At 65.1% G+C, this 24,908-nt stretch carries 23 protein-coding genes and 1 riboswitch; of the genes, 10 read left to right on the top strand and 13 right to left on the bottom strand.

Translation table 11 applies throughout. The features are described from left to right. Genes ACSQ3L_RS16550 through cbiE form a run of 5 tightly spaced genes read right to left on the bottom strand, consistent with a single transcriptional unit; the run spans position 1 to position 4,613 of the window. A complete protein-coding gene (locus tag ACSQ3L_RS16550; protein ID WP_436160929.1) occupies positions 1-1,314 on the bottom strand; it encodes a cobyrinate a,c-diamide synthase in 1,314 nt (437 codons plus the stop codon). Continuing rightward, positions 1,311-2,129 (bottom strand): uroporphyrinogen-III C-methyltransferase, encoded by an 819-nt coding sequence (gene cobA / locus ACSQ3L_RS16555; RefSeq protein WP_436160930.1) that lies wholly within the window; start codon positions 2,127-2,129, stop codon positions 1,311-1,313. The genes ACSQ3L_RS16550 and cobA overlap by 4 nt, the downstream gene beginning before the upstream one ends. Then, on the bottom strand, positions 2,126-2,890 hold the full coding sequence (cobM, locus tag ACSQ3L_RS16560; protein WP_436160931.1) for a precorrin-4 C(11)-methyltransferase: 765 nt from the start codon (positions 2,888-2,890) through the stop codon (positions 2,126-2,128). Before cobM ends, cobA begins: the two co-directional genes overlap by 4 nt. Continuing rightward, positions 2,887-3,405, bottom strand: coding sequence for a cobalamin biosynthesis protein (locus ACSQ3L_RS16565; RefSeq protein WP_436160932.1), 519 nt, complete (start codon positions 3,403-3,405; stop codon positions 2,887-2,889). The genes cobM and ACSQ3L_RS16565 overlap by 4 nt, the downstream gene beginning before the upstream one ends. Beyond that, positions 3,384-4,613, bottom strand: coding sequence for a precorrin-6y C5,15-methyltransferase (decarboxylating) subunit CbiE (gene cbiE / locus ACSQ3L_RS16570; protein ID WP_436160933.1), 1,230 nt, complete (start codon positions 4,611-4,613; stop codon positions 3,384-3,386). Before cbiE ends, ACSQ3L_RS16565 begins: the two co-directional genes overlap by 22 nt. 1 nt (position 4,614) lies before the next feature. On the opposite strand from cbiE, the gene ACSQ3L_RS16575 reads away from it, so the two are divergent. Further along, positions 4,615-5,391, top strand: a complete 777-nt coding sequence (locus ACSQ3L_RS16575) for a cobalt-precorrin-6A reductase (RefSeq protein WP_436160934.1) — start codon at positions 4,615-4,617, stop codon at positions 5,389-5,391. Here ACSQ3L_RS16575 and ACSQ3L_RS16580 read toward each other — a convergent pair. The 8 genes from ACSQ3L_RS16580 to ACSQ3L_RS16615 all read right to left on the bottom strand — a co-directional run bounded on the left by ACSQ3L_RS16580 (position 5,355) and on the right by ACSQ3L_RS16615 (position 15,792). Further along, positions 5,355-6,119, bottom strand: coding sequence for a precorrin-3B C(17)-methyltransferase (locus ACSQ3L_RS16580; protein WP_436160935.1), 765 nt, complete (start codon positions 6,117-6,119; stop codon positions 5,355-5,357). The two genes, ACSQ3L_RS16575 and ACSQ3L_RS16580, sit on opposite strands and share 37 nt — an antisense overlap. Then, positions 6,116-6,874, bottom strand: a complete 759-nt coding sequence (locus ACSQ3L_RS16585) for a precorrin-2 C(20)-methyltransferase (protein ID WP_436160936.1) — start codon at positions 6,872-6,874, stop codon at positions 6,116-6,118. The genes ACSQ3L_RS16580 and ACSQ3L_RS16585 overlap by 4 nt, the downstream gene beginning before the upstream one ends. After that, positions 6,871-7,503, bottom strand: coding sequence for a precorrin-8X methylmutase (locus tag ACSQ3L_RS16590; protein WP_436160937.1), 633 nt, complete (start codon positions 7,501-7,503; stop codon positions 6,871-6,873). Before ACSQ3L_RS16590 ends, ACSQ3L_RS16585 begins: the two co-directional genes overlap by 4 nt. 2 nt (positions 7,504-7,505) lie before the next feature. Next, complete coding sequence (cobG, locus tag ACSQ3L_RS16595) at positions 7,506-9,005, bottom strand: precorrin-3B synthase (protein WP_436160938.1); 1,500 nt, start codon at positions 9,003-9,005, stop codon at positions 7,506-7,508. Further along, complete coding sequence (locus ACSQ3L_RS16600; protein ID WP_436160939.1) at positions 9,002-12,832, bottom strand: cobaltochelatase subunit CobN; 3,831 nt, start codon at positions 12,830-12,832, stop codon at positions 9,002-9,004. The genes cobG and ACSQ3L_RS16600 overlap by 4 nt, the downstream gene beginning before the upstream one ends. Positions 12,833-12,850: 18 nt before the next feature. Beyond that, positions 12,851-13,888, bottom strand: a complete 1,038-nt coding sequence (gene cobW, locus ACSQ3L_RS16605; protein ID WP_436160940.1) for a cobalamin biosynthesis protein CobW — start codon at positions 13,886-13,888, stop codon at positions 12,851-12,853. A gap of 2 nt (positions 13,889-13,890) precedes the next feature. Next, entirely contained in the window at positions 13,891-14,319 is a 429-nt protein-coding gene (locus ACSQ3L_RS16610; RefSeq protein ID WP_436160941.1) for a DUF1636 family protein, read from the bottom strand. Between the two features lie 39 nt (positions 14,320-14,358). After that, positions 14,359-14,563: riboswitch (cobalamin riboswitch) on the bottom strand. A gap of 29 nt (positions 14,564-14,592) precedes the next feature. Further along, positions 14,593-15,792, bottom strand: coding sequence for a winged helix-turn-helix domain-containing protein (locus ACSQ3L_RS16615; RefSeq protein ID WP_436160942.1), 1,200 nt, complete (start codon positions 15,790-15,792; stop codon positions 14,593-14,595). 319 nt (positions 15,793-16,111) lie between these two features. On the opposite strand from ACSQ3L_RS16615, the gene ACSQ3L_RS16620 reads away from it, so the two are divergent. The 9 genes from ACSQ3L_RS16620 (at position 16,112) to nuoG (ending at position 24,906) form a co-directional block, all read left to right on the top strand. Then, the gene (locus tag ACSQ3L_RS16620; protein ID WP_010910112.1) at positions 16,112-16,477 is read left to right on the top strand and encodes an NADH-quinone oxidoreductase subunit A; all 366 of its coding nucleotides are present in this window, start codon (positions 16,112-16,114) and stop codon (positions 16,475-16,477) included. Continuing rightward, entirely contained in the window at positions 16,468-17,049 is a 582-nt protein-coding gene (locus tag ACSQ3L_RS16625) for a NuoB/complex I 20 kDa subunit family protein (RefSeq protein ID WP_292182649.1), read from the top strand. Before ACSQ3L_RS16620 ends, ACSQ3L_RS16625 begins: the two co-directional genes overlap by 10 nt. A 4-nt stretch (positions 17,050-17,053) precedes the next feature. Further along, the gene (locus tag ACSQ3L_RS16630; RefSeq protein WP_436160943.1) at positions 17,054-17,656 is read left to right on the top strand and encodes an NADH-quinone oxidoreductase subunit C; all 603 of its coding nucleotides are present in this window, start codon (positions 17,054-17,056) and stop codon (positions 17,654-17,656) included. Positions 17,657-17,696: 40 nt separating this feature from the next. After that, positions 17,697-18,074 carry a four helix bundle protein gene (locus ACSQ3L_RS16635; RefSeq protein ID WP_436160944.1) on the top strand — a complete coding sequence of 126 codons (378 nt, stop codon included), beginning with the start codon at positions 17,697-17,699 and terminating at the stop codon, positions 18,072-18,074. A gap of 66 nt (positions 18,075-18,140) precedes the next feature. Continuing rightward, positions 18,141-19,331 carry an NADH-quinone oxidoreductase subunit D gene (locus tag ACSQ3L_RS16640; RefSeq protein WP_436160945.1) on the top strand — a complete coding sequence of 397 codons (1,191 nt, stop codon included), beginning with the start codon at positions 18,141-18,143 and terminating at the stop codon, positions 19,329-19,331. Further along, complete coding sequence (locus tag ACSQ3L_RS16645) at positions 19,332-20,615, top strand: NADH-quinone oxidoreductase subunit E (RefSeq protein ID WP_436160946.1); 1,284 nt, start codon at positions 19,332-19,334, stop codon at positions 20,613-20,615. 10 nt (positions 20,616-20,625) lie between these two features. Continuing rightward, on the top strand, positions 20,626-21,930 hold the full coding sequence (gene nuoF / locus ACSQ3L_RS16650; protein WP_436160947.1) for an NADH-quinone oxidoreductase subunit NuoF: 1,305 nt from the start codon (positions 20,626-20,628) through the stop codon (positions 21,928-21,930). Between the two features lie 124 nt (positions 21,931-22,054). Further along, positions 22,055-22,750, top strand: a complete 696-nt coding sequence (locus tag ACSQ3L_RS16655) for an NADH-ubiquinone dehydrogenase (RefSeq protein ID WP_436160948.1) — start codon at positions 22,055-22,057, stop codon at positions 22,748-22,750. A 74-nt stretch (positions 22,751-22,824) separates the two neighbouring features. Next, entirely contained in the window at positions 22,825-24,906 is a 2,082-nt protein-coding gene (gene nuoG / locus ACSQ3L_RS16660) for an NADH-quinone oxidoreductase subunit NuoG (protein WP_436160949.1), read from the top strand. The last annotated feature ends 2 nt before the right edge of the window (positions 24,907-24,908 follow it).

Consider the following 24,908-nt stretch of genomic DNA (forward strand, 5'->3'; position numbering starts at 1 on the left):
CTAGCCCCTTGCAATCGCATGGAAGAAGGTGCCGCTGACATGGCCGCGCCGATAGCCCGAGGCGCCGATCGGATTGCCCTGGCCGTCGGCAAGGTCGGCCAGCGGCTCGTCGTTACCGGCAGCAAGCATCTGCGCATAGTGGAATTCGTGGCCGCGGATCAGCGCGCCGGCTGAGCCCAGCGGGCAATCGGCGCGCAGCCGCGCCTCGCGATAGCCGAGGTTCATCTTGCGCCTGGCGAAACTGGTGGAATGACCGAGCAGGCCGAGCATTTTGTGCGTTTCGCCCGAAGCATCTTCCAGCGCTTCACCGAGCACCATGAAGCCACCACACTCGCCATGGATCGGCTTTGTCGCGGCGAAACGGGTCATCGCGGCGCGGAAATTCGCGGCTGCGGCGAGCTTGCCGGCGTGAAGCTCGGGATAGCCGCCGGGCAGCCAGCAGATGTCGCAGCCCTCGCCGGGCGCTTCGTCGGCGAGCGGCGAGAACGGGACGATTTCGGCGCCCGCCTTGCGCCAGTACGCCGCGACGTGCGGATAGAGGAAGGTGAAGGCGGCATCCTCGGCCAGCGCAATCCGCTGGCCGGGCGGCGCCAATGCGTCGGCGAAACCGCCAGGCGCCGGGGTGAGGGGCGTCGCCAGGGTCATGATGGCATCGAGGTCGAGCGACTTTTCGGCCATATCGGCCAGCCGGTCGAGATGCGCCATCAGGTCGTCATATTCTCCGGCCTGGACGAGGCCGAGGTGCCGCTCGGGTAGGTTCAGAGTGGGGTCGCGCAGGATGGCGCCGACGACCGGCAGGCCGATCGCCTCGATGGCGTCGCCCGACAGCCGGCGGTGGCGCTCGCTGCCCAGCCGGTTGAGCACGACGCCGGCCATGCGCACATCCGGATCATAGGTGGCAAAACCCTTGGCGACGGCCGCCGCCGTGGTCGACTGGCCGGAAACGTCGAGCACCAGCAGCACCGGCAGGCCATAGAGCCGCGCTAGGTCGGCCGCCGAGCCAGTGCGGCCCGGCGAGGCCGGAATCCCGTCGAAAAGCCCCATGGCGCTTTCGAGGATGACGAAATCGGTGTCGTCGGCGGCTTGCGCGGCGAGTGCGTTGAGCAGCGACGGCGGCATCGCCCAGCTGTCGAGGTTGACGCCGGACAGACCCGTGGCGGCGGTGTGGAAGCCGGGGTCGATATAATCGGGGCCGGATTTGGCGCCGCGCACTTTCAGCCCTCGCCGCGTCAGCGCGCGTAAAATGCCGATGGTGACGCTGGTCTTGCCGGAGCCGGAGCGCGGCGCGCCGACGATGATCGCGCGCGCCGTCATGCTTGTCCCGCCAGTGCCGCGCGCATGGCAACGATGCCGCCGACGACGATCAGCGCCGGCGAAGCAAGGCCGGCGGCCGCCGCTTCCTCGGCGATGGTGGCGAGCGTGGCGACGACGGTTCGCTCCTGCGGCGTCGTGGCGGCGACGATCACAGCCGCCGGTGTCGACGGCGCCAGCCCGCCGTCAAGCAGTGCCGCGGCGATAAGCGGCAGATTGGCCATGCCCATATAGACGACGACAGGCTGGCCGGTGCGGGCGATCGCCGCCCAGTCGATATCGTCATCGGTGCCGGCGGCGTGGCCGGTGGCCAGGATCACAGCCTTGTTGATGCCGCGCATGGTGGCTGGGATGCCGGTCGCGGCTAAAGCGCTGAGTCCCGAAGTCAGGCCGGGCAAGACCCGGAAGGGGATACCTTCCCGCGCGAGCGCCAGAGCTTCTTCGCCGCCACGGCCGAAAATATAGGGATCGCCGCCCTTCAGTCTGACGACGCGGCGGCCGTCGCGCGCCAGCCGCACCAAAAGGGCGGTGATGTCGTCTTGTTTCATCGATGGTTTTCCGCCGCGTTTGCCGGCGAAGAAAAGCTCGGCCTTCTCGGCGACGGCAACGACATCCGATGAGACCAGCGCGTCATAGACGACCGCATCCGCCTCGGCCAACGCCGCCAGCACTTCCAGGGTCAGGCAGCCGGGGTCGCCGGGGCCGGCGCCGGCCAGCCAGACATGGCCCGGTTCGAGCCGGCGCGGCTTGAAATTCAGCCGGGACAAGGCTTTTTCGAGCGTGGCGTGTTCGCCGTTGTTTTTGGTGCTGCCGCTCACAATCCGTCCCGTCCGCGAAAACGCCGCTGGTAATGGGCGTCGTATAATGAACTCTCGCCAAAACCTTCCGCGGCCAGCGAGCGGCCGACGAAGATGATCGCCGTGCGCTCCATCGGATCGGCGGCGAGCAGCGCCTCGATGGTCGCCAGCGTGCCGGTCAGCACGCGCTCATCCGGCCAGGAGGCGCGAAAGACGACCGCCACCGGGCAATCGCCGCCATAGTGCGGGGTCAACTCGGCGACGACGCGATCGATGGCGTGGATGGCCAGATGAATGGCCAGCGTGGCGCCGGTGCGGCCGAAGCCGGCCAGCGTTTCGCCTGGCGGCATTTTCGACGCGCGGCCGGAGATGCGGGTCAGCACAAGGCTTTGCGCGATCTCGGGAATGGTCAGTTCGCGGCGCAATGCGGCGGCGGCAGCGGCGAAGGAGGGGACGCCGGGCGTCAGCGTGTAGGGAATGCCATGCTTTTCCAGCCGCCGGATCTGCTCGGCAACGGCGCTCCACACAGACAGGTCGCCGGAATGCAGGCGGGCTACATCATGGCCTGATTTGTAGGCATCGAGATACGCGGCTTCGATCTCGTCGAGCGACATCGGCGCGGTGTCGATCAGTTTTGTCCCCGGCGCGCAGTGCTGCAAAAGCTCGGGCGCGACGATCGAGCCGGCATGCAGGCAGACGGGGCAGCTTGCCAAGAGCCTCGCGCCGCGCAGCGTGATGAGGTCGGCGGCACCTGGACCAGCGCCGATGAAATGGACGGTCATGGCGCATCTCCGCTGATGGCGATGGCGCAGGTGACCGGGCCGAGCACGGTGCGGGCTCCGAGCAATTTTGCACCAATGCCGGCCACGGCAAGGGCGGATGCTTCGGAAACCGAGGGCGTACCGGCGAGTTCTTGCGAGAGGTTGCGCGAGGCGGCCCCCTCATCCGGCCCTTCGGGCCACCTTCTCCCCGCTGGGGAGAAGAGACTGGCGGCGGCGCTGGCAATCTCCTCTCCCCTCGGGGAGAGGTCAGCCGAGCGAAGCGGAGGCTGGGTGAGGGGGAGCGCCGATTCGGATCCGGCAACGTCCACCACTACGACAGGGAGGTTGAGTTCACGGCCGGCAGCGAAAATGGCCTCTTCGTTGCGTTTGAATTCAGTCGTGGCCAGCGCAGACAGCGCCGTCATCGCCAGCCCGTGGGCTTCGAGGGCGGTTTCGATCGCCGCAAGCACGTCCTCGACGCTCACGCCCTTTCGGCAGCCTATGCCCGCGACCATCATGGCTTCACCCAGCTCCATTGGGTGACCGGCATGGCCGGCCGCCAGGCCTGCATCGAGCCCACGGGAGACGCGCGGGTTATGGCGATCCGGGTGAGATCGCCACCACGCTTCGTATGCTGGGCAAGAAGGAGGGCTTCCATCTCCAGCGTTACCGCGTTGGCCACGAGACGGCCGCCCGAGCGAAGCGCCTTGATGGCTGCGTTCAAGACGCCGGCGTCGCTGCCGCCGCCGCCGATGAAGATCGCGTCAGGCGTATCCAGCCTGGCAAACGCCTTGGGCGCGCTGCCTTCCACCACGACAAGGCCGGGAACGCCACAGGCGGCGGCGTTGTGGCCGATGCGGGCGGCGCGGGTCGGGTCGGCTTCGATGGCAATAGTGCGCATCGAAGGGTGGGCCAGCATCCATTCGATGCCGACGGAGCCGGAGCCAGCGCCGATGTCCCACAGCAATTCGCCACGCTTCGGCGCCAGCGCCGACAGGGTAATCGCGCGGATTTCGCGCTTGGTGATCTGGCCGTCATGATCGAACAGATGATCGGCCAGGCCTGATGTGAGCGGCAGCACGCGCGCGTCGGGACCAGATTCAACTTCGACCGCCAACACGTTGAGCGGATTGATGTTTTCGAGATCGAACGCATCGGCGCGCGCCGAGCACTGGTTCTCGTTCGGCCCGCCCAACGCCTCCAGGATAGTCAGCCGCGAGGCGCCGAAGTCGAGTTCGACGAGCAGGCGCGCGATTGCGGCGGGGGCTCCGGCGTCCGACGTCAGTGCTAAAATGCGCGCACGTGGCTGCAGCAGCGGCCGGATCAGGTCGAGCGGCCGGCCATGCAGCGAGACGGTCTCGATATCCTGCAGCGCCCAGCCAAGGCGCGCGGCCGCCCACGAAACGGCCGATGGCGCGGGAATGACATGCATCTCCTGCGGCTTGACCTTGCGGGCGAGGGTGGCGCCGACACCGTGGAAGAATGGATCGCCGGAGGCGAGCACGCAGACGCGCCTGCCGGCAAGCGTCAGAACATCAGTCATCTCGGCATCGAAAGGAACGGGCCAGGGGCGCGCCTCACCCTTGGCGAAGGACGCGACCAGTGTCAGGTGCCGCTTGCCGCCGAAGATGATCTCCGCCTCGGCAATCCGCTGCTTGGCCTCGTCGCCGAGACCCGCTAAACCGTCCTCGCCGATACCGACCACCGTCAGCCAGGCGGCTCGCGATTGACGCTCAGCAGGCATGATGACCCACCGTATTCTGATCCTCGGCGGCACCACCGAAGCCCGGCAACTGGCCGGAAAACTGGCGGCGCGTGCCTCGGTCATGCTGTCGCTGGCCGGCCGCACCGAAAGCCCGGTTGCACAAGGCGTGCCAGTGCGAAGCGGAGGCTTTGGCGGTGCCGATGGGCTGGCCGCTTATCTCAGCAAGACGGGCACCGACTTGCTGATTGACGCCACGCATCCCTATGCGGCACAAATCTCCGCCAATGCGGCGCAAGCCGCCCGTATGGCCGGCGTGCCGATCCTTGCCCTGCGGCGCCCCGGCTGGGAGCCTGTCGAGGGCGACCGCTGGACGCAGGTCGATACATCCGGCGATGCCGCGCAAGCGCTTGGACCGGCGCGGCGCCGCGTTTTTCTGGCTCTTGGCCGGCAAGAGGTCGCTGCTTTCGAGGCAGCACCGCAGCATCATTATCTCATCCGCAGCGTCGATCCGGTCGAGCCCAAGCTGGCCGTGCCGGATGCGAGCTATCTTCTGGCCCGAGGGCCGTTTCGAGAGGCGGAAGAGCGCGCGCTGCTCGAAAAGCATCGCATCGATGTCGTCGTGTCCAAGAACAGCGGCGGCGAAGCAACCTACGGCAAGATTGCCGCGGCAAGGGGGCTTGGCATCGAGGTGGTCATGATCCGCAGGCCTGATCTGCCGGATGTGCCCTCGGCTGAAACGGTCGAAGCGCTGGCCTCCATCGTTGATCAGCTTGGGGTCGATCATTTTGTCCGTCCCGTCGACGAACGCGGCGTGTAAACCAGCGCCGGCTTCTCTGCGCGCTTGATGATCCGGGTTTCCGGCGAGCCGATGATAATGCAGGTTGCCATGTCGGCCTTCTCTGCCTCGACATCGGCCAGCAGAGTGACCTCGATGCGCTCGTCCGGGCGGCCGGCGGCGCGGCCGAAAATCACCGGCGTGGTGCCGGGCAGGATCGCGGTCAGGCATTCGAAGGCGCGGCCAAGCTGCCAGGGGCGTGCCTTGCTGATCGGGTTGTAGAGCGCGATGACGAAGCCGGCGCCGGCCGCCGCCAGCAGGCGCAGTTCGATCAGATCCCACGGCTTCAGATTGTCGGAAAGCGAGATGGCGCAGAAATCATGGCCGAGCGGCGCGCCGATGCGGGCGGCGACGGCAAGCATGGCGGTGATGCCGGGCACCACAGTGACATCGACCGCATGCCATTCGGCCGGACCGGCCTCGATCGCCTCGCAGACGGCCGCCGCCATGGCGAAAACGCCGGGATCGCCGCCGGAGACCACGGCAACGTCATGGCCCTCGGCGGCTTTGACCAATGCGTCCTTGGAGCGGGCGAGCTCCTCGCGGTTGTCGGAAGCGACGCGGGTCTGATCCGGGCGCAATTCCAGCCGGTCGAGATAGGGTTTGTAGCCGTAAAAGAATTTTGCCTCGGCGACGGCTCGGCTGGCTTCCGGCGTGACCTGATCGGCATTGCCGGGGCCAAGCCCGATGACGGTGAGACGCCCGCTCATGCTTGCGCTCCCAGGGTTCCGGGGCGGCCGGACCAGCCGGCGACCAACACGATGGCGAAGTAGGGCGCCTTGTCGTCCTGTTTGTCGGCAAGCTTCATCGACACGCTGCCGGCCATGGTGCCACGCTCGACATAGACGGCGCGCGACAGCTTGGCCGTAGCTTCCAGCGCCCGCCTGATCTTGGGCAGGTTGCGTCCAACCTTCATGATGACGGCAGCATCGGTGTCGGCCAGCCGGCGGGTCAGCTCGAACTCGCTCATCGTGCCGGGCAGCACCGTCAGCACGTCGTCACCCTGGACGATCGGAATACCAGTCTGCGACCAGCAGCCGGACATGGCGGTGACGCCGGGAATGACTTCGGTGGGGAAGCGATGGGCGAGGCGGACATGCAGATGCATGTAGGAGCCGTAGAACAGCGGGTCGCCCTCGGATAGCACGGCAACCATTTTGCCTGCCTCAAGATGTTCGGCGACCTTCTCGGCCGACTCCTCGTAGAAAGCCGTGATCTGCGAACGGTAGTCGTCGTGATCCTTGTCGATTTCGGTGGTGACGGGATAGAGCAGCGGCAGTTCCGTCATTTCGGGCCGGAACTGCGCTTCGACGATGGCGCGCGCATTGCTGTTGTTGCCGCGCTTGGCGAAATAGGCCACGACATCGGCTTCCGCCAAGGCCCGCGCGGCTTTCAGCGTCAATAGCTCGGGGTCGCCGGGACCGGTGCCGACGCCGACGAGACGACCTTTGAGAAGGGCGTTCACAGGCCGGGCCTCGCCAATGAATTGAGCGCGGCTGCGGTCATGGCGCTGCCGCCAAGCCTGCCGCGCACGATGGCATAGGGCACGCCGTAGGAATTCTCGGCCAGCGCGTCCTTGGATTCGGCCGCGCCGACGAAGCCGACCGGCATGCCGATGATGGCCGCAGGCTTCGGCGCGCCGTCGCGCAGTTTTTCCAGGAGATAGAACAGCGCGGTCGGCGCATTGCCGATGGCGACCACCGAGCCGGCCATGCGCTCGCCCCACAGATCGATCGCGGCGGCCGAACGGGTGTTGCCGATCTGCCTGGCGATGTCGTGCGTGCGCGGGTCGCGCAAGGTGCAGATCACCTCATTGCCGGCCGGCAGCCTGGCGCGCGTGACGCCATGCGAGACCATTTCCGCGTCGCAGAAAATCGGCGCGCCAGCCGCCAAAGCGGCGCGCGCGGCGGCAACGAAATCGCTGGAGAAGACAAAATGCGTTGATGCTTCGACCTGCCCGCAGGCATGGATCATGCGGATGGCGACATCGGCCTCGGCTTCGGAGAAGCGCGAAAGATCGGCCTCGGCACGAATGATGGCGAAGGAGCGCTCGTAGATCGCCGTGCCGTCATGGATATAGTCGTAGGCGGCCATGCTCATTTCCGTTTTTCAGTTTGGGCCTGTCGGTAAGCCTCGGCGATGCCGGCCGGCCCGAGCCTTGTCAGGCAAGCGGCGGCGGTTTCGCCCTGATATCGTGCGTTGCGGATCATCGCCGCGACGCGGCCGATGCCGCGCGCGGCGTCATAGCCCGGCCTGTAGCCGGCAGGAAGGGCCTTTGCCGTCGCGTTCACGACAAGTCCGGCTCCGTTTTCGCCGCCGACCACTGTGAGTGCAGCCGGGCCGGGGTGGGCGCAGCCCTTGGCGCAGCCGGAAATGTGCAGGGTGAAGTCGAGACTGTCGGCGTTTTCAGCGGCAATCGCCTCGGCAATGTCGCGCGTGGCGATCCAGCCGGAGGCGCAGGCTGGTGTGCCCGGGCAAGCGGCAATGCGCGTGCGCGGGTCGGCGGGGGAGGTCACGAAGCCGAGGGTGGCGGCGGTGTGCTGGAGGGGCTGGCTGGCTGCCGGTGGCTGACCGAGGAAGAGCAGGGCACGGCCGGGGGCGAGGCGGATTTCGGTTGTGCCGAGGGTGAGGGCGCTTTGGGCGAGGCTGATGATTTTGTCTGCTGGCATGCTGCCGTAGGGGAGAGCGATGCCGAGGGCGGTGGCGTGGCTTACACTGAAGAAGCCAATTGGCCGGCGAGAGTGCTCTACGACGCCCCCCTCTGTCCTGCCGGACATCTCCCCCTCAAGGGGGGAGATTGCGCTCGGAGAGCCGCGTTCGCCAATTCTCGATGCTGCAAGAGGAGAGCCTGCGGTGAAGCTGCCAATCTCCCCCCTAGAGGGGGAGATGTCCGGCAGGACAGAGGGGGGCGCCACAGAATGCCAACCTTCGAGAGATATTAATTGCCTCTCCGACAGATCCCTTGCGTGAGCCTCACGGCTTTTCTCGGCAATCATCCTCAGAGCAGCGACGGCGATATCGCGAGCCGCACCTTCATCGGCAAGGACCAGCGGCCTCGCATTCCACCCATCACCCGCGACAGACACCCGCCATTGGATTCCCGCATCGGGCCGCGTTGCAGCCAGCCGCACATCGGCCGTCACCGAATCCATCGTGAGCTGCCCGCAGCCATCGACCACGACCGACACCTTCGGCCCGAGCCGTTGCGTCAGCCCAGCCTCTTCGACCGCCGCCCTGATCCGCTCAGCCAGCGGCCGGGGATCGGCAATCTCTTGCGGATCGATGCCGGCCAGCGGACCGGTCTCGACCGGAACGCCGGTGCGCACCGCAATACCCAGCGCATCGACCTCCGCCGCCAGCAGCGCCGCGCTGTCCACCGTCAGCCCGCGTATCTGGAGGCTGCCGCGCGCGGTGACTTCCATGATGCCGTTGCCGTGACGCAAAGCGGATTCCGCTATCCCGATCAACGACTTTGGCGACAATCCTCCAGAAGATGGGCCTCCAGCGACAGGGTTGAGCCGCACCAGCAGGCCGTCGCCGGTCTGCATAGGCGCCGACAGGGCCGGGCAGGCGCCGCGACGCGAGAAGGCGTTCATGCCGCCACCCCAAGCGCTTCTGCTTCGGCAATCAGGGCTGCGAGATCGTCGTCGATGGAATTGCGCAAGGGGTGCCAGAGGCCACGCCGGCGCGCCGACAGGAAGCGCTCTGCAATCACCTTCGCAGCGGCAGGATTCTCGTGCAGTATGAAGGCGCGGACAGCCGGATCGCCGACATAGGCATCATGAACCGCCTCGATCAGCGCTCCCGAAATGGCATGCGTGGTTTCGGCAAAGCCGACCAGCCGGTCGACTGTCTCGGCGAATTCGGAGGCGCCGCGCGGGCCGTGGCGCATTTGCCCTGATATGAAGCGTGGATTGACGGCGCGGGCGCGCACGACGCGGGCCACCGCCTCACTGATCGAACGCGCCTTCGGCTTTTGCGGATCCGTGGTGTCGAGCACGATGACATCGGCATTTCTGCCGAGAGTTGCCAAGGCGGCCGAAAAGCCGCCGATGAAGGCGACGTCGGCGGAGCCCTCGAGAATGTCGCGGCCGGGGTCGTCGCCGGTGTGGATGAGAAGATCGGCCTCGGCGATGCGGCCCTCGAAGGCGCCGGGCGCGGAGACGCCTTCGCCGTCAGCGCCGCCATAGGCATGCGAGGTGGCGTCCAGATAGGCGCGGCCGATTTCTTCGCGCGCGCTCCAGTCGCCGGAGGACATGAGGTCCTCGACGCCGGCGCCGTACGTGCCGGGCGAGGTGCCGAAGATGCGCGGGCTGACCTTGCCGTCAGTGCGGGTTTTGGCAGCGAGCGGGTTTTCCGTATCGTCCTCGTCGCGGGCGGCAACCGCGTTGGCGGCGGCATCGATCAGCGCAATTTGGGTCGGGAACATGTCGCGGAACAGGCCTGATATGCGCCAGGTGACGTCGACGCGTGGGCGGCCGAGCGTTGCCGGCGGCAGCACCCCGATGCCGGTGATGCGGCCGGTCGCAGCATCCCATTGCGGCCGGCAGCCCATCAGCGCCAACCCTTGCGCGATCTCTTCGCCGCCGGTGCGCAGCGAGGCCGAACCCCAGAGATCGATGACCAGCGAGCGCGGCCAGTCGCCATGCGATTGCATATAGCCGCGCACGACTTCCTCCGCCGCGGCCTTGCCTAGGTCATAGGCAGTCGGCGTCGGCATGGTGCGCGGGTCCGAGGTGAACAGATTGCGGCCGGTGGGCAGCACGTCCGAGCGACCCCGCGCGGGCGCGCCGGCCGGACCTGCCTTCACGTGACGTCCATCGAGCGCCGCGAGCAGCGCCGCCTTCTCTGCGTCGGCGCTCCGGCGGCGCATGGCGTCGGGCTCTTCCTCCGGGGCGCGGCCATAGATGTGCAGCCCGTCCTTGATGGCGAAATCCTTGAGGTCGCAGAGCCAGGCATCGATGCGGCGCAGCGCTTCATCCGGCGCGTCGGTCCTGGCGACGCCGGCTTCGGTGGCGAGGCCGGTCTTCTGCGCCGTGTCGACGATCAGCTTGGCCAGCCGGTCGCGGCGGCGACGGTCGAGCCCGTCGGCCTGGGCATATTCGTCGACCAGCCGCTCGAGCTTGTGTTGGTTTTCGTCGAGCCCGGCACCGGTCAGCGGCGGCGGCAAATGGCCAAGCGTGACGGCGGCGATGCGCCGCTTGGCCTGCGCCGCTTCGCCGGGGTTGGAGACGATGAAGGGATAGATGACGGGCAGCGGACCTGTGACGATCTCGGGAAAGCAGTTTTCCGACAGCGCAACGGTTTTGCCCGGCAGCCACTCCAGCGTGCCGTGGGCGCCGACATGGACCAGCGCATGGACGCCGAGCGATTTGCGCAGCCACAGGCCGAAGGCGATGAGCGCATGGCGCGGTGGGAGTGTCGGGTCGTGGTAATCGGCGCGGCGGTCGGCCGAGCGGCCGCGGTCGGGGGCGAGGGCTACGGTGACGTTGCCGAAGGTGGCGGCGCGGAAGGGGAAGCTTCGGTGCGAGGCGCCCCCCTCTGTCCTGCCGGACATCTCCCCCTCAAGGGGGGAGATTGGCAGCTTCAGCGCATCGCTCCCTCTCGCATCGTTGGAGATTGGCGAAAGCGCAGATGGCAGCCCAATCTCCCCCTCTGAGGGGGAGATGTCCGGCAGGACAGAGGGGGGCGCCTCGCGCAAACCTGTTTCGTCTTCTGCCTTACCCCATGCCGCCTCGACTGCAGCAATTGCACCTGTCGGCAATTCCGTCGAAAGAGCGAGATAATCGTCCAGCCCCAGCCCGTCGCCACTCCGCTCCAGCAAATCCAGCAACGCCCGCGGCGTCCGCGGAATCCCCTCAACCACATAGCCCTGTTCCCTGAGGTCATGCAGCATGGCCAACACGCTGGACGGGACATCAAGACCGACGGCGTAGCCGGTTCGACCCGGCGCGCTCGGATAATCCGGGATAAGGATGGCGAGCTTGCGCCCGGCGCGGGGCGTCTCCTGCAGGCGGATGAAGGCCGCGATGCGGTCAGCCACTTGCGCGACACGATCCGGCTCCGGCCGGTTGGCGAAGGCGCGGTGGCCAAGTGCGGGATCGGTCTCGCTCTCGCCCTTGAAGGAAATGGCGCCGGCGAGGATGCGGCCGTCGAGTTCGGGCAGCACGACATGCATGGCAAGGTCGGCGGGCGCCAGTCCGCGCTGGTTGTTTTCCCAGATGTCGCGGCGGGTGGTGGCGACGATGACCTGGAAGACGGGCACGCCGGCGCGGTCGAACAGGGTTTCAATGCCGGGTTCGGCGCCGGACGCGAAAGCGGTTGCGGTGATGATGGCGGCGGGTTTCAGCGATGCCAGTGCCGATTCCACGAACGCCAGGGAGGAGGGGTCCTTGAGGCTGGAGACGAAGATGGGGACCGGGTTGATGCCGCGCTGGCTGAGTGCTTCAAAAAGGGCGTCAATTGGGGCGACATCGGCGGCTAGAAGCATCGAACGGTAGAAGAGGATCGGCACGATAGGAGCGTTGATGTCGTCAGCGTCGAGTTCCGTCACACCCCCCTCTGTCCTGCCGGACCCGGCCCTTCGCTGTCGCTCCGGGCGTTCGTCGTTCGGAAAGCCAAGCAATTGGCTTTCCGTCCGCTGCGCGGACCACTCCTCACCCCCCGCAAGGGGGGAGATTGCTTGGTCATCTACGGTTTCGCCAATCGTCGAGGTCAGTGATCTGCTTAGTTCTGACGACGCAGAAGACGCAGAAGACGAGCCGGCCTTGATGAAGGCCGATCTCCCCCCTTGCGGGGGAGATGTCCGGCAGGACAGAGGGGGGTGTGACGGAACGCCAGCATTCGATAAGTCCGGCTTCTCCACAACTCCACATCCAGGCACATAGTAACCAGCTTTCGGCACCGCCACCGGCTCGACAACGGCCTCATCCTGTCCCGCTAACCTTGCCAATCTCCGCACCAGCGCGCTCATATTCGCCGGGCCGCCTTCGCGGAAATAGTCGAGCAGGCCATCCAACTCCTCGCGCGGCAGCGTCGAGGCTTCGATCAGGCGCAGATCCTCGTCGCGGCATTCGCCGGGCAGCAGGGCCAGCTTTATGCCACGCTCGCGGGCGGTCGAGGCAAGCTGGTCGCAGCCGTAGCGCCACCAGTCGTAGCCGCCGAGGATGCGCACGAGGATGATCTTGGCGTGACGAGCGACGCTGTCGACCCAGAGGTCGACGGACATCGGATGGCGCAGGTCCCGTAGGGCGGCGAGTCGCATCGAGGGCAGGCGGCCGGCATCGGCCTTCCATGCCGCCGCCAGTCCGGCGAGATCGCTGTCGGTGAAGGACAGCGCCACGATATCCGCCGGCGTCTGCCGCAGATCGACTGGCTCGGCGAGGTCGTCGAGCGAGGCGGATGTCGTGGTGAGGATGTGCATCGCAACCCGTGTCCGAAATCAGCCGGCGAGTATACGCTCGATCGCCGGGCGGTTCAGCCCCTTGAGGCCGATGACGACGAGGCGCGAGCGGCGGTCGTCGGTGGCGGTCCAGGCGCGGTCGTAATAGTGATTGACGCGCGGCCCAACGGCCTGCAGCAAAAGCCGCATCGGCTTGCCGCCGACTTCCACGAAGCCTTTTACGCGCAGCACGTTCTCTTCCTCGGCGACCGTGGCGACACGCTTCGCCAGCTCGTCCGGATTGGCGATCGAGGCAATGTCGACGATGAACGTGTCGAAGTCGTCATGCTCATGGTCGAATGCGCCGTCATGATGCGACTTGCGGTTCTCGATGTCGTCCTCGACGGCGAGACCAAGCCCCAGCAGCATCGAGGGATCGACCTTGCCATGCGAGGTCGGCACGATCTTCACCGCGCGGGCGGAGTGTTCGCCAATGATGGCATTGGCGCGAGCCGAGCCGGCGGCGTCCATCAAATCGCTCTTCGACAGGATGATCAGGTCGGCGCAGGCGATCTGGTCCTCGAACACCTCTTCCACCGGGTCGTCGTGGTCAAGCGTCTGGTCCTCGGCGCGCTGCGCCTGCAGGGCGTCCATGTCATTGGCGACGCGACCCTCGGCCAATGCCGGCCCGTCAACCACTGCGATGACGCCATCGACCGTGACCCGGCTTTTGACCGTCGGCCACTGAAAGGCCTGTACCAGCGGCTTGGGCAGCGCCAGGCCCGAGGTCTCGATCAGGATATGGTCGACCCTCGGCGTCAACGCGAGGATCTTGTCGAGTGCCGGCACGAAATCGTCGGCGACGGTGCAGCAGATGCAGCCATTGGCCAGTTCGACGATGTTTTCCTCGGGGCAGGTGTCGATGCCGCAGCCCTTGAGGATCTCGCCATCGATACCGATGTCGCCGAACTCGTTGACGATGATCGCAATACGCTTGCCACCGGCATTTTCCAGGAGATGGCGGACCAGCGTCGTCTTGCCGGCGCCGAGAAAACCGGTGACGACGGTACAGGGAACGCGGGATACGGAAGCGGTCATGGTCAGTCCTTCAACAGGTCGAGGGGAGGGATGCGGGCAACGAGGCCACGCTTCAGGCTATCGGGACGGCCACGCCAGGGAATGAGACCATCGGTGGAGGTGGCGAAGAGTTTGGCGCCGGTGACGAGGTCGGCGCCGCTGGTCGCGGTCAGGTCGCCGAAGACATAGCTCCAGCAGCCGTCGCGCAGGATGGCGGCGCTGAGCCGCCGCTTGCAATTGCCGAGGCATTCGACGCTGCGGATACGAATATTGTCGCCGCATGCGGCGCGGCGCGTGTCGTCCGCCAGCAGTTCGCCGGCGCGGGGATGGGCGTCGGAGCCTGTTTCATCGCGGCAGGAGGCGCAGACGATCACCGTGACGCCGGCCAAGGCATCACTATGACCGGATGAGATATCCGCTGTGCCAGCCGAAAAACTGCTGTCGTGGTCCAAAGATCGGGCTCCTTGCCCGGAAACCCGCCGGGCGATCGGATTCTACAGTCGCAGACGGCAGGTCTCCTGGCTCGCGAGTCATCGCCTTGGGTAGCCGCCTTCCCGGGAATTCCCAGTGGCTTTCGGCCTTGGCTCTTCGCTTACAGTTGCGGGGACAGCCGCGGATTTGGGACAGATATCCCGCACCGCATTCCCTCTTAGCTCCTCTCGTTGAAGAGAAGAGACCGTCTGGTACGGATTTAGGCTTTTGCGGGCGGCGGTGTCAACGCGAGCTTACGACACGGCGATGTCGGCCAGCGCCGGACCCAGATCGCCGGCCGGGGTCACTTCGATGCGTTCAAGGCCGAGCCAGCCCTGCATCTGTTTCAATTCCTCGAAGAGTTCCGCGGCGGTCTCCGATGGCGCGCCGGCTTCGGCGTAAGCGGCGTGGACACGCAGGACGCTGGCGGGGCGGTCTGCCTTGAGGTCAACGCGCGCCACGATCCGGTCGCCGAGCAGGAACGGCAGGACATAGTAGCCATATTGCCGTTTGTCGGCCGGGGTATAAATCTCGATGCGGTAGTGGAAATCGAACAGCCGCTCGCTGCGCGAGCGCTCGAAGACGACCGGATCGAACGGTGCCAGCAACGCGCGTGCCCCGATTTTTCGGGGCAAACGGGCGTCCCTGTGAAGATAAGCCGGCTTGTCCCAGCCTTCGACACGCACCGGCAACAGCTCGCCTGTTTCAACCAGCTCCTCCAGCCGGCCCTTCATGTCGGCCGGCGACAGGCGGAAATAGTCGCGCAAATCGCCTGAAGTCGCCACGCCGTGGGCGCGGGCGGAAATGCGCAGCAATTCGCGGTGCGCGTCCTCGGCGGCAGGCACCGGCAGATCGAGGATCGCCTGCGGCAGCACGCGCTCGGGAAGGTCATAGAAGCGCTCGAAACCGCGGCGGTGCGCCGTGGTGATGCGGCCGGCCCAGAACAGCCATTCGAAGGCATGCTTGGCATGGCTCCAGCCCCACCAGCCGCCCGAGCCTTTCTGGCCTTCGAGCGCGGAAGCGGCGATCGGGCCGCGCTCGGCGACCTGGCGGTAGATCTCTTCGATATAGGTGGCGTGCTCGCGGCCCCATTTGGCGAGGCCCAGATACATTTCGTCGCCGCGCTCGGCCCGTTGCATGCGCCAGCGCATCAGCGGGTAGGCCTCGACCGGCAGGAAGGAGGCCTCGTGCGCCCAGTATTCGAACACCGTGCGCTTGCGCGTCACGGCCGCGTTGTCGAGCAGAGCGAGCGGGTAGGGGCCAAGGCGCGAATAGAGCGGCATATAATGAGCGCGCACCACCGCGCTGACGGAATCGATCTGCAGCAGGCCGGTCCGACCCAGCACGCGGGCAAAATGCCGGCGGTCCGGCGTACCGGCTGGGCGGGGATCGAGAAACCCTTGGGCGGCAAGCGCGATGCGCCGGGCCATCGGGAGCGAGATCTTTTCCTTCATGCAGGCGTCACTCTGAGGGGATTTGATGGGTGATTCCAGCCCATGCTAGCAGGGTTTTGGCGGCAACCATGTCAGGAGAGAAAAGTGGAGTAAAAAGCGAAGGAAATCAAACAGGAGCGGATCGGACCAGTTTCCCTGGATATGCCGTCCAGGTCAGTGTTTTGAACAATGTTTGACTTGCTTCGCCGGAAGTGCTGCGCTAACCCTCGCCGCGTTGCAGCATAGGCCCTTAAAACGGTTCAGCGGTTAAACTGTCACGCTTCCGCAGTAGGGTCCGGTGCTGTAATCAAAGTGGATTGGCGCCAACGGAAAGCCGAGCATGAACGCACTTCTAAGCTCATACCTGCCCATCGTCCTGTTCATAGGCGTGGCGCTGGTTGTCGGCCTGGCGCTGCTGGCCGCACCCTTTCTGGTGGCCTACCGCAATCCAGATCCCGAAAAGCTTTCCGCCTACGAGTGCGGTTTCAACTCGTTCGACGACGCCCGCATGAAATTCGACATCCGTTTCTACCTGGTGTCGATCCTGTTCATCATCTTCGACCTGGAAGTGGCCTTCCTGTTTCCGTGGGCGGTGTCGTTCTCGAAGATCGGCATGCTCGGTTTCTGGTCGATGATGGTTTTTTTGGCGGTGCTGACCATCGGCTTTGCCTATGAATGGAAAAAAGGAGCGCTGGAATGGGATTGAACGACAGTTCAGGCACCCTCGTCGCGCCGAAGCCCAAAGGTATCATCGATCCCAGCACCGGCAGGCCGGTGGGTGAGGACGATCCGTTCTTCCTTGAGATCAACAACGAGCTGGCCGACAAGGGCTTTCTCGTCACCTCGACCGAGGCGCTGATCACCTGGGCGCGCAGCGGCTCGCTGATGTTCATGACCTTCGGCCTCGCCTGCTGCGCGGTCGAGATGATCCACACCTCGATGCCGCGTTACGACTCTGAGCGGTTCGGCGTTGCGCCACGCGCCTCACCGCGCCAGTCCGACATCATGATCGTCGCCGGCACGCTGACCAACAAGATGGCGCCGGCGCTGCGCAAGGTCTACGACCAGATGCCGGAGCCGCGCTACGTCATCTCGATGGGCTCGTGCGCCAATGGCGGCGGCTACTACCACTATTCCTATTCGGTGGTGCGCGGCTGCGACCGCGTCGTGCCGGTCGACATCTACGTGCCCGGCTGCCCGCCGAGCGCCGAAGCGCTGCTCTACGGCATTCTTCTGCTGCAGAAGAAGATCCGCCGCACCGGCACGATCGAACGGTAAATCCATGACCGCATCCCTGAGCGAACTGTCGACCTATCTCGGCGAGAAGCTGATCGGCCGCGTGAACGATGCCGATATCGCCTATGGCGAGCTCACCGTCCATGTCGAGCCGCGCGATCTGGTCGAGGTGATGACCTTCCTGCGCGACGATGCGCGCTGCCAGTTCATCTCGATCATCGATGTCTGCGGCGCCGACTATCCGTCGCGGGCCAAGCGCTTCGACGTCGTCTACCATCTCCTGTCGCCGAAGCAGAATGTGCGCATCCGCGTCAAGGTGCAGGCCGACGAGGAAACCATGGTGCCGTCGATCACCGGCGTCTATCCCGGCGCCGACTGGTTCGAGCGCGAGACCTACGATCTCTACGGCGTACTGTTCTCGGGCCATCCCGATCTTCGCCGCTTGCTGACCGATTACGGTTTCGAAGGCCATCCGCTGCGCAAGGATTTCCCGCTGACCGGTTTCGTTGAAGTGCGCTACGACGACGAGGCCAAGCGCGTCATCTACGAGCCTGTGGAACTCAAGCAAGAATTCCGCAATTTCGATTTTTTGTCCCCGTGGGAAGGTACGGATTACGTCCTGCCGGGTGACGAGAAGGCAAAACAGTGAGTAGTGAGTAGTGAGTAGTGAGTAGTGAGTAGGGAAGGACTTGGAGCAACGGATCAAATCCTATCGTGACTTGAAGGTGTGGCAATCGGCGATGACGGTCGCTGAAGATTGTTACCGCCTCACCAAAGAGTTCCCGAGGGATGAGATCTACGGCATGACCTCGCAAATGCGCCGATCGGCGGTTTCGATCGCAGCGAATATTGCAGAGGGATATGGTCGTGAAAACAGAGGGTCGTTCGTTCAATTCCTGCGCATGGCGCAGGGTTCGTTGAAGGAATTGGAAACGCACATACTGCTGGCATGCCGGGTTGGTCTGCTGCGAAAAGACAATGAGATTGAACTGCTACTGCGATGCGAAGAGATTGGAAAAATGACGAGATCTCTTATCCGGACAGTGCAGGCCAAGCAGGCGGAATGAAGCAGGCATTGAGACTGATGATCACTACTCACTACTCACTACTGACTCTTCGCCAGAGGCGCCAGAATGGCTGAAACCTCCGTCCGCAATTTTAACATCAACTTTGGCCCTCAACACCCTGCGGCGCATGGCGTTTTGAGGTTGGTTCTTGAACTCGACGGCGAAGTGGTCGATCGCGTCGATCCGCATATCGGGCTGCTGCATCGCGGCACCGAAAAGCTGATCGAGGCCAAAACCTACCTGCAGGCGATCCCTTATCTCGACCGGCTCGACTATTGCGCGCCGATGAACCAGGAGCATGCCTTCGCGCTGGCCGCCGAGCGCCTGCTCGGCATCGAGGTGCCGAAGCGCGGCCAACTGATCCGCGTGCTTTACTGCGAAATCGGCCGCATCATGTCGCACATCCTCAATGTGACGACGCAGGCGATGGACGTCGGCGCGCTGACGCCGCCGCTGTGGGGCTTCGTCGAACGCGAAAAGCTGATGGTGTTCTATGAGCGCGCCTCCGGCTCGCGCATGCACGCGGCCTATTTCCGGCCCGGTGGTGTCCATCAGGACCTGCCGCAAAAGCTGGTCGAGGACATCGGCAAGTGGATCGACCCGTTTCTGAAGTCGATCGACGACCTCGATCAACTGCTGACCGGCAACCGCATCTTCAAGCAACGCAATGTCGACATCGGCACCGTTTCGCTGGCCGATGCCTGGGCCAGGGGTTTTTCGGGCGTCATGGTGCGCGGTTCGGGCGCAGCCTGGGACCTGCGCAAGTCGCAGCCCTATGAATGCTATTCGGAAATGGATTTCGACATTCCGATCGGCAAGAACGGCGACTGCTTCGACCGTTACCTCGTGCGCATGGAAGAAATGCGCCAGTCGGCGAAGATCATGCGCCAGTGCGTCGATCTCCTGCTCGGCAAGGAAAGCACCGGCCCGGTGTCGAACCTTGACGGCAAGGTGGTGCCGCCCAAGCGCCAGGCGATGAAGCGCTCGATGGAAGCGCTGATCCATCACTTCAAGCTCTACACCGAGGGTTATCGCGTGCCGGCCGGCGAGGTCTATGCGGCGGTCGAGGCGCCGAAGGGCGAGTTCGGCGTCTACATGGTCTCCGACGGCTCCAACAAGCCCTACCGCTGCAAGCTGCGCGCACCGGGCTTCGCGCATCTGCAGGCGATGGATTTCCTCTGCCGCGGCCACATGCTGGCCGACGTCACCGCCGTTCTCGGCTCCCTCGACATCGTGTTTGGTGAGGTCGATCGCTAAATGTCAGTCCGCCGTCTCGCAGAAGCCAGCGTCCAGCCAGCCTCCTTCGCCTTCAACCGGGCAAATGCGGCCGCGGCGAAGCAATGGATCAAGAAGTATCCGAAGGGCCGCGAACAGTCGGCGATCATTCCCTTGCTGATGATAGCGCAGGAGCAGGAAGGCTGGGTGACGAAGGCGGCGATCGAGACGATCTCCGACATGCTCGGCATGCCGCGTATCCGCGGCCTCGAGGTCGCGACCTTCTACACCCAGTACCAGTTGAACCCGGTCGGTACGCGTGCGCATATCCAGGTCTGCGGCACCACGCCCTGCATGCTGCGCGGCTCGGAAGCGCTGATGGATGTCTGCCGCTCCAAAATCCATCACGACCAGTTCCACACCAACGACAAGGGCACCTTGTCGTGGGAAGAGGTCGAATGCCTCGGCGCCTGCGTCAACGCGCCGATGGTGATGATCTTCAAGGACACGTTCGAGGACCTGACGCCGGAACGCCTGGCCGAAATCATCGATCTTTATGACGCGGGCAAGGGCGCCTCGGTGGCTCCGGGACCGCAGAACGGCCGCACCGGCTCGGAGCCGGCCTCCGGCCTCACCACGCTGAAGAGCGAAAAGGCGATCCTCAAGTCGACCCGCGAAAGGGAAGCCAGGGAAGCAGCCAAAGCCGCCAGGGCGGCGCCGGATGCGATCATCGCCACGGCCGTGCCAGCACCGGCCCCTGTCGCGCCGTCCAAAGCCAGCAAGCCGAAGACCGACGCCCTTGAAACCAGCCCGGCATTGAAGACGCCCTCAAAGACCAAGGTCGCGCCGGCGGTTGAAAAGGCGGCGAGCGTTGCCGCCCCGCTGCATTCGGCCGCCAATGCCAACAAGGCGGACCCCGAAGTCGAGCAGGTTTCCAAGCAGCGCAGCGGTCCCAAGACCAAGGCCGAGCCGGCATCCGCCTTCAAGGCGCCGGAGGTCAAGGTACCGGTCGCCAAGGCCGCCAAGCCGGCCAAACCGTCGCTCGATGACAAGAACCGTCCGGCCGGCATCGACAGGCCGGCGCTGGTCGACGACCTCAAGCTGATCTCGGGCGTTGGTCCCAAGATTGAGGGCATCCTGCATACGCTCGGCATCTTCACCTTCGCGCAGGTTGCTTCGTGGAAGAAGGCCGAGCGCGATTGGGTGGACGGTTATCTCGCTTTCCATGGCCGCATTGAACGCGAGGACTGGGTCAAGCAGGCCAAGGCGCTCGCCAAGGGCGGCGTCGCCGAATACATCGGCGTCTTCGGCAAGAAACCGGTCTGAGGGACGAAAAATGCTTCAGGACAAAGACCGCATCTTCACCAACATCTACGGCCTCTTCGACAAGTCGCTGGCCGGCGCGATGGCGCGTGGCGCCTGGGACAACACGCCCGGCATCGTTGCCAAGGGGCGCGAATGGATCGTCAACGAGATGAAGGCGTCGGGCCTGCGCGGCCGCGGCGGCGCCGGCTTCCCGACGGGCCTGAAATGGTCGTTCATGCCCAAGCAGAGCGACGGCCGGCCGAGCTATCTGGTCATCAACGCCGACGAATCCGAGCCCGGCACCTGCAAGGACCGCGACATCCTGCGCAATGACCCGCACACGCTGGTCGAGGGTGCGCTGCTTGCCGGTTTCGCCATGGGCGCGATCGCCGCCTACATCTATGTGCGCGGCGAGTTCATCCGCGAGCGCGAGGCGCTGCAGCGGGCGATCGAGGAAGCCTATGAGGCCAAGCTGATCGGCAAGAACAACACGTCCGGCTACGACTTCGACATCTACATGCATCACGGCGCCGGCGCCTATATCTGCGGCGAGGAAACAGCACTCCTCGAAAGCCTCGAAGGCAAGAAGGGCCAGCCCAGGCTGAAGCCGCCATTCCCGGCCAATGTCGGCCTCTATGGCTGCCCGACCACCGTCAACAACGTCGAATCGATCGCGGTCGCGCCGACCATCCTGCGCCGCGGCGCTGCCTGGTTCTCGTCCTTCGGCCGGCCCAACAATGTCGGCACCAAGCTGTTTTGCATCTCCGGCCACGTCAACAATCCGTGCACCGTCGAAGAGGCGATGTCGATCCCGTTCCGCGAGCTGATCGAGACGCATTGCGGCGGCATTCGCGGCGGCTGGGACAATCTGCTGGCGGTCATTCCTGGCGGCGCCTCGGTGCCGCTGGTGCCGGCCGAGCAGATCATTGACGCGCCTATGGATTTCGACGCGCTGCGCGACCTCAAATCCGGGCTCGGCACGGCGGCTGTCATCGTCATGGACAAGTCTACCGATATCGTGAAGGCGATCGCGCGGCTTTCCTATTTCTACAAGCATGAGAGCTGCGGCCAGTGCACGCCATGCCGCGAAGGCACCGGCTGGATGTGGCGGGTGATGGAGCGGCTGGTGCGCGGCGAAGCGCAGAAGCGCGAGATCGACATGCTGCTCGACGTCACCAAGCAGATCGAGGGCCACACGATCTGCGCGCTGGGCGACGCGGCGGCATGGCCGATCCAGGGTCTGATGCGGCATTTCCGCGGCGAGGTGGAGCGGCGCATCGACGAGTTTTCGCGCAACGCGCACCGGGCCGAACCGGTGATGGTGGCTGCGGAATAGAGAATTTGTGAGTGCGGGCAAAGCTCGAAGTGAGATACGGGCAGTGCCCGATTTGAGATACGGGCAAGTGCCCGATCTGAGACAACTGGGGCGGGCGAACGAAGACAACGACCAGGAGAATTCTATGGCGCCGTATTCGACACCCAACCCACTGATGCCTAATTTGGACCAGATCGAGAAGATGAACCAGGACCTGACCAGGATGATGCCGAAGGAGATGGCCAGCGCCGTCAACCTTTTCGTGCATCCTGTCGCGGGTGCGGCGGCGATGTCGGCGCTTGGGCTCGGGCTCGCCAATCACGCTTTCGGCGTCTGGCTGGGCGCGATTTCAGGCGCGGCCGAAGCCTCGCAGCGGCTTCTGCAGCCGATCGTCGATGATTTCGAGGCACGCGTCGCGCAGTTCGACGATCAGAGCACGTCGTCCACCAGGGCGCGGGCAACGGCGAAAACCATGATCGCCGAGGCGCAATCCTTCGCCCAGGAGGTCACCGATATTGCCGCGAAGGAGGCCGCCACTGCCGTGCCAGCCGCAAATGCGGCTCCGGTAACGGGCGACGCCGGCAATGTGCTGTTGCCGGAGGATTTCAGGCAGCCCAAAGCCATGGAGAAGCCGGCCAAACCGGCGGATCTCAAGGCGATATCGGGTATCGGACCGAAGTTGGAAAAGGTTCTCAACGGCCTCGGCATCTGGACCTATGCCCAGATCGCGGCATGGACGCCGCAAGAGGTTGCCTGGGTCGAGGATTATCTGTCGCTTAGCGGCCGCATCGGCCGCGACGATTGGAAAGCCCAAGCGGCGGCGCTTGCCGTCAAGAAGTGAATGAAACTGCCTGACGTGGTCTCGACCGCGTCCGGAAAAGAGATTGCGGGAAACTCCGCAGGGGTTTGAGGCGAATGGCAAAGCTCAAGGTCGACGGGAAAGAGATCACTGTACCCGACCACTACACGCTGCTGCAGGCGGCGGAAGACGCTGGCGCGGAAGTGCCGCGCTTCTGCTTCCATGAGCGGCTGTCGATCGCCGGCAATTGCCGCATGTGCCTGATCGAGGTGAAGGGCGGGCCGCCCAAGCCGCAGGCGTCCTGCGCGATGAACGTGCGCGACCTGCGTCCCGGCCCGAATGGCGAGGCGCCGGAAATCTTCACCAACACGCCGATGGTCAAGAAGGCCAGGGAAGGCGTGATGGAGTTCCTGCTGATCAACCATCCGCTGGATTGCCCGATCTGCGACCAGGGCGGCGAATGCGACCTGCAGGACCAGGCGATGGCCTTCGGTGTCGATTCCTCGCGCTATCACGAGAACAAGCGCGCGGTCGAAGACAAGTATATCGGACCGCTGGTCAAGACGGTGATGAACCGCTGCATCCATTGCACGCGCTGCGTCCGTTTCACCACGGAAGTCGCCGGTATTTCCGAGCTCGGCCTGATCGGCCGTGGCGAGGATGCCGAGATCACCACCTATCTCGAAAGCGCGATGACCTCGGAGCTGCAGGGCAATGTCATCGACCTGTGCCCGGTCGGCGCGCTGACCTCGAAGCCGTTCGCCTTCCAGGCGCGGCCGTGGGAACTGACCAAGACCGAATCCATCGACGTGATGGATGCCGTGGGCTCGGCAATCCGCGTCGACTCAAGAGGCCGCGAAGTGATGCGCATCCTGCCGCGCGTCAACGAGGCGGTGAACGAGGAGTGGATTTCCGACAAGACCCGCTTCATCTGGGACGGCCTGCGCACGCAGCGCCTCGACCGCCCCTATGTGCGCAAGGATGGCAAGTTGGTTCCGGCAAGCTGGGCCGAGGCCTTTGCGGCGATCAAGGACGCGGTGTCGAAGGCGGCACCCGAAAAGATCGGCGCCATATCGGGCGATCTCGCAGCGGTCGAGGAAATCTACGCGCTGAAGCTGCTGATGGCTTCGCTCGGCTCGAAGAACACCGACTGCCGCCAGGATGGCGCAGCCCTCGATCCGGCGCTGGGCCGCGCGAGCTACATCTTCAACCCGACCATCGAAGGCATCGAGCAGGCCGATGCGGTGCTGATCATCGGCGCCAACCCGCGCTATGAAGCCTCGGTGCTCAACGCCCGCATCCGCAAGCGCTGGCGGATCGGCAATCTGCCGGTCGGCATCATCGGCGATGTCGGCGACACGCGCTACGACTATGAACAGCTGGGCGCCGGACCGGATTCGCTGAAGGATCTGGCGGACGGCAACGGCAAGTTCTTCCAGGTGCTGAAGAAGGCGACGCATCCGCTGATCATCGTCGGCCAGGGCGCTTTGGCGCGCGCCGATGGCGCGGCCGTGCTCGGCCAGGCGGCAAAGCTCGCCGCCGCCGTCAACGCTGCCCGCGCCGACTGGAACGGCTTTGCGGTGCTGCACAATGCGGCCGGACGCGTCGGCGGCCTCGACCTCGGCTTCGTGCCGGGCGAGGGCGGCAAGAACGTCGCCGGCATGCTGGGCGAGATGGAGCTCTTGTTCCTGCTCGGCGCCGACGAGCTCGACATGGCCAAGACTGGCGGCGCCTTTGTCGTCTATATCGGCACGCATGGCGACCAGGGCGCGCATCGCGCCAACGTCATCCTACCGGCGGCCGCCTACACCGAAAAGTCGGCCACCTATGTCAACACGGAAGGGCGTGTGCAGCAGACCAACCGCGCCGGCTTCGCACCGGGCGAAGCGCGCGAGGACTGGGCAATTCTCAGGGCATTGTCGGATGTGCTGGGCAAGAAGCTGCCGTTCGATTCGCTGCCCCAGTTGCGCGCCAAGCTCTACGGCGAACACCCGCATCTGGCCCGCATCGACCAGGTCGCGGCCGGCAATGCCGAGGACATCGCTGGGGTGGCGAAGCTCGGCGGGCGGCTGAACAAGGGCACCTTCACCTCGCCGGTCAAGGATTTCTACCTGACCAACCCGATCGCGCGGGCATCGGCCGTGATGGCCGAATGCTCGGCACTGGCCAAGAGCGGCTTCAAGCAGGCGGCGGAATAAGC

The sequence above is a fragment of the Mesorhizobium sp. LjRoot246 genome (assembly GCF_964254115.1).
Classification (GTDB): domain Bacteria; phylum Pseudomonadota; class Alphaproteobacteria; order Rhizobiales; family Rhizobiaceae; genus Mesorhizobium.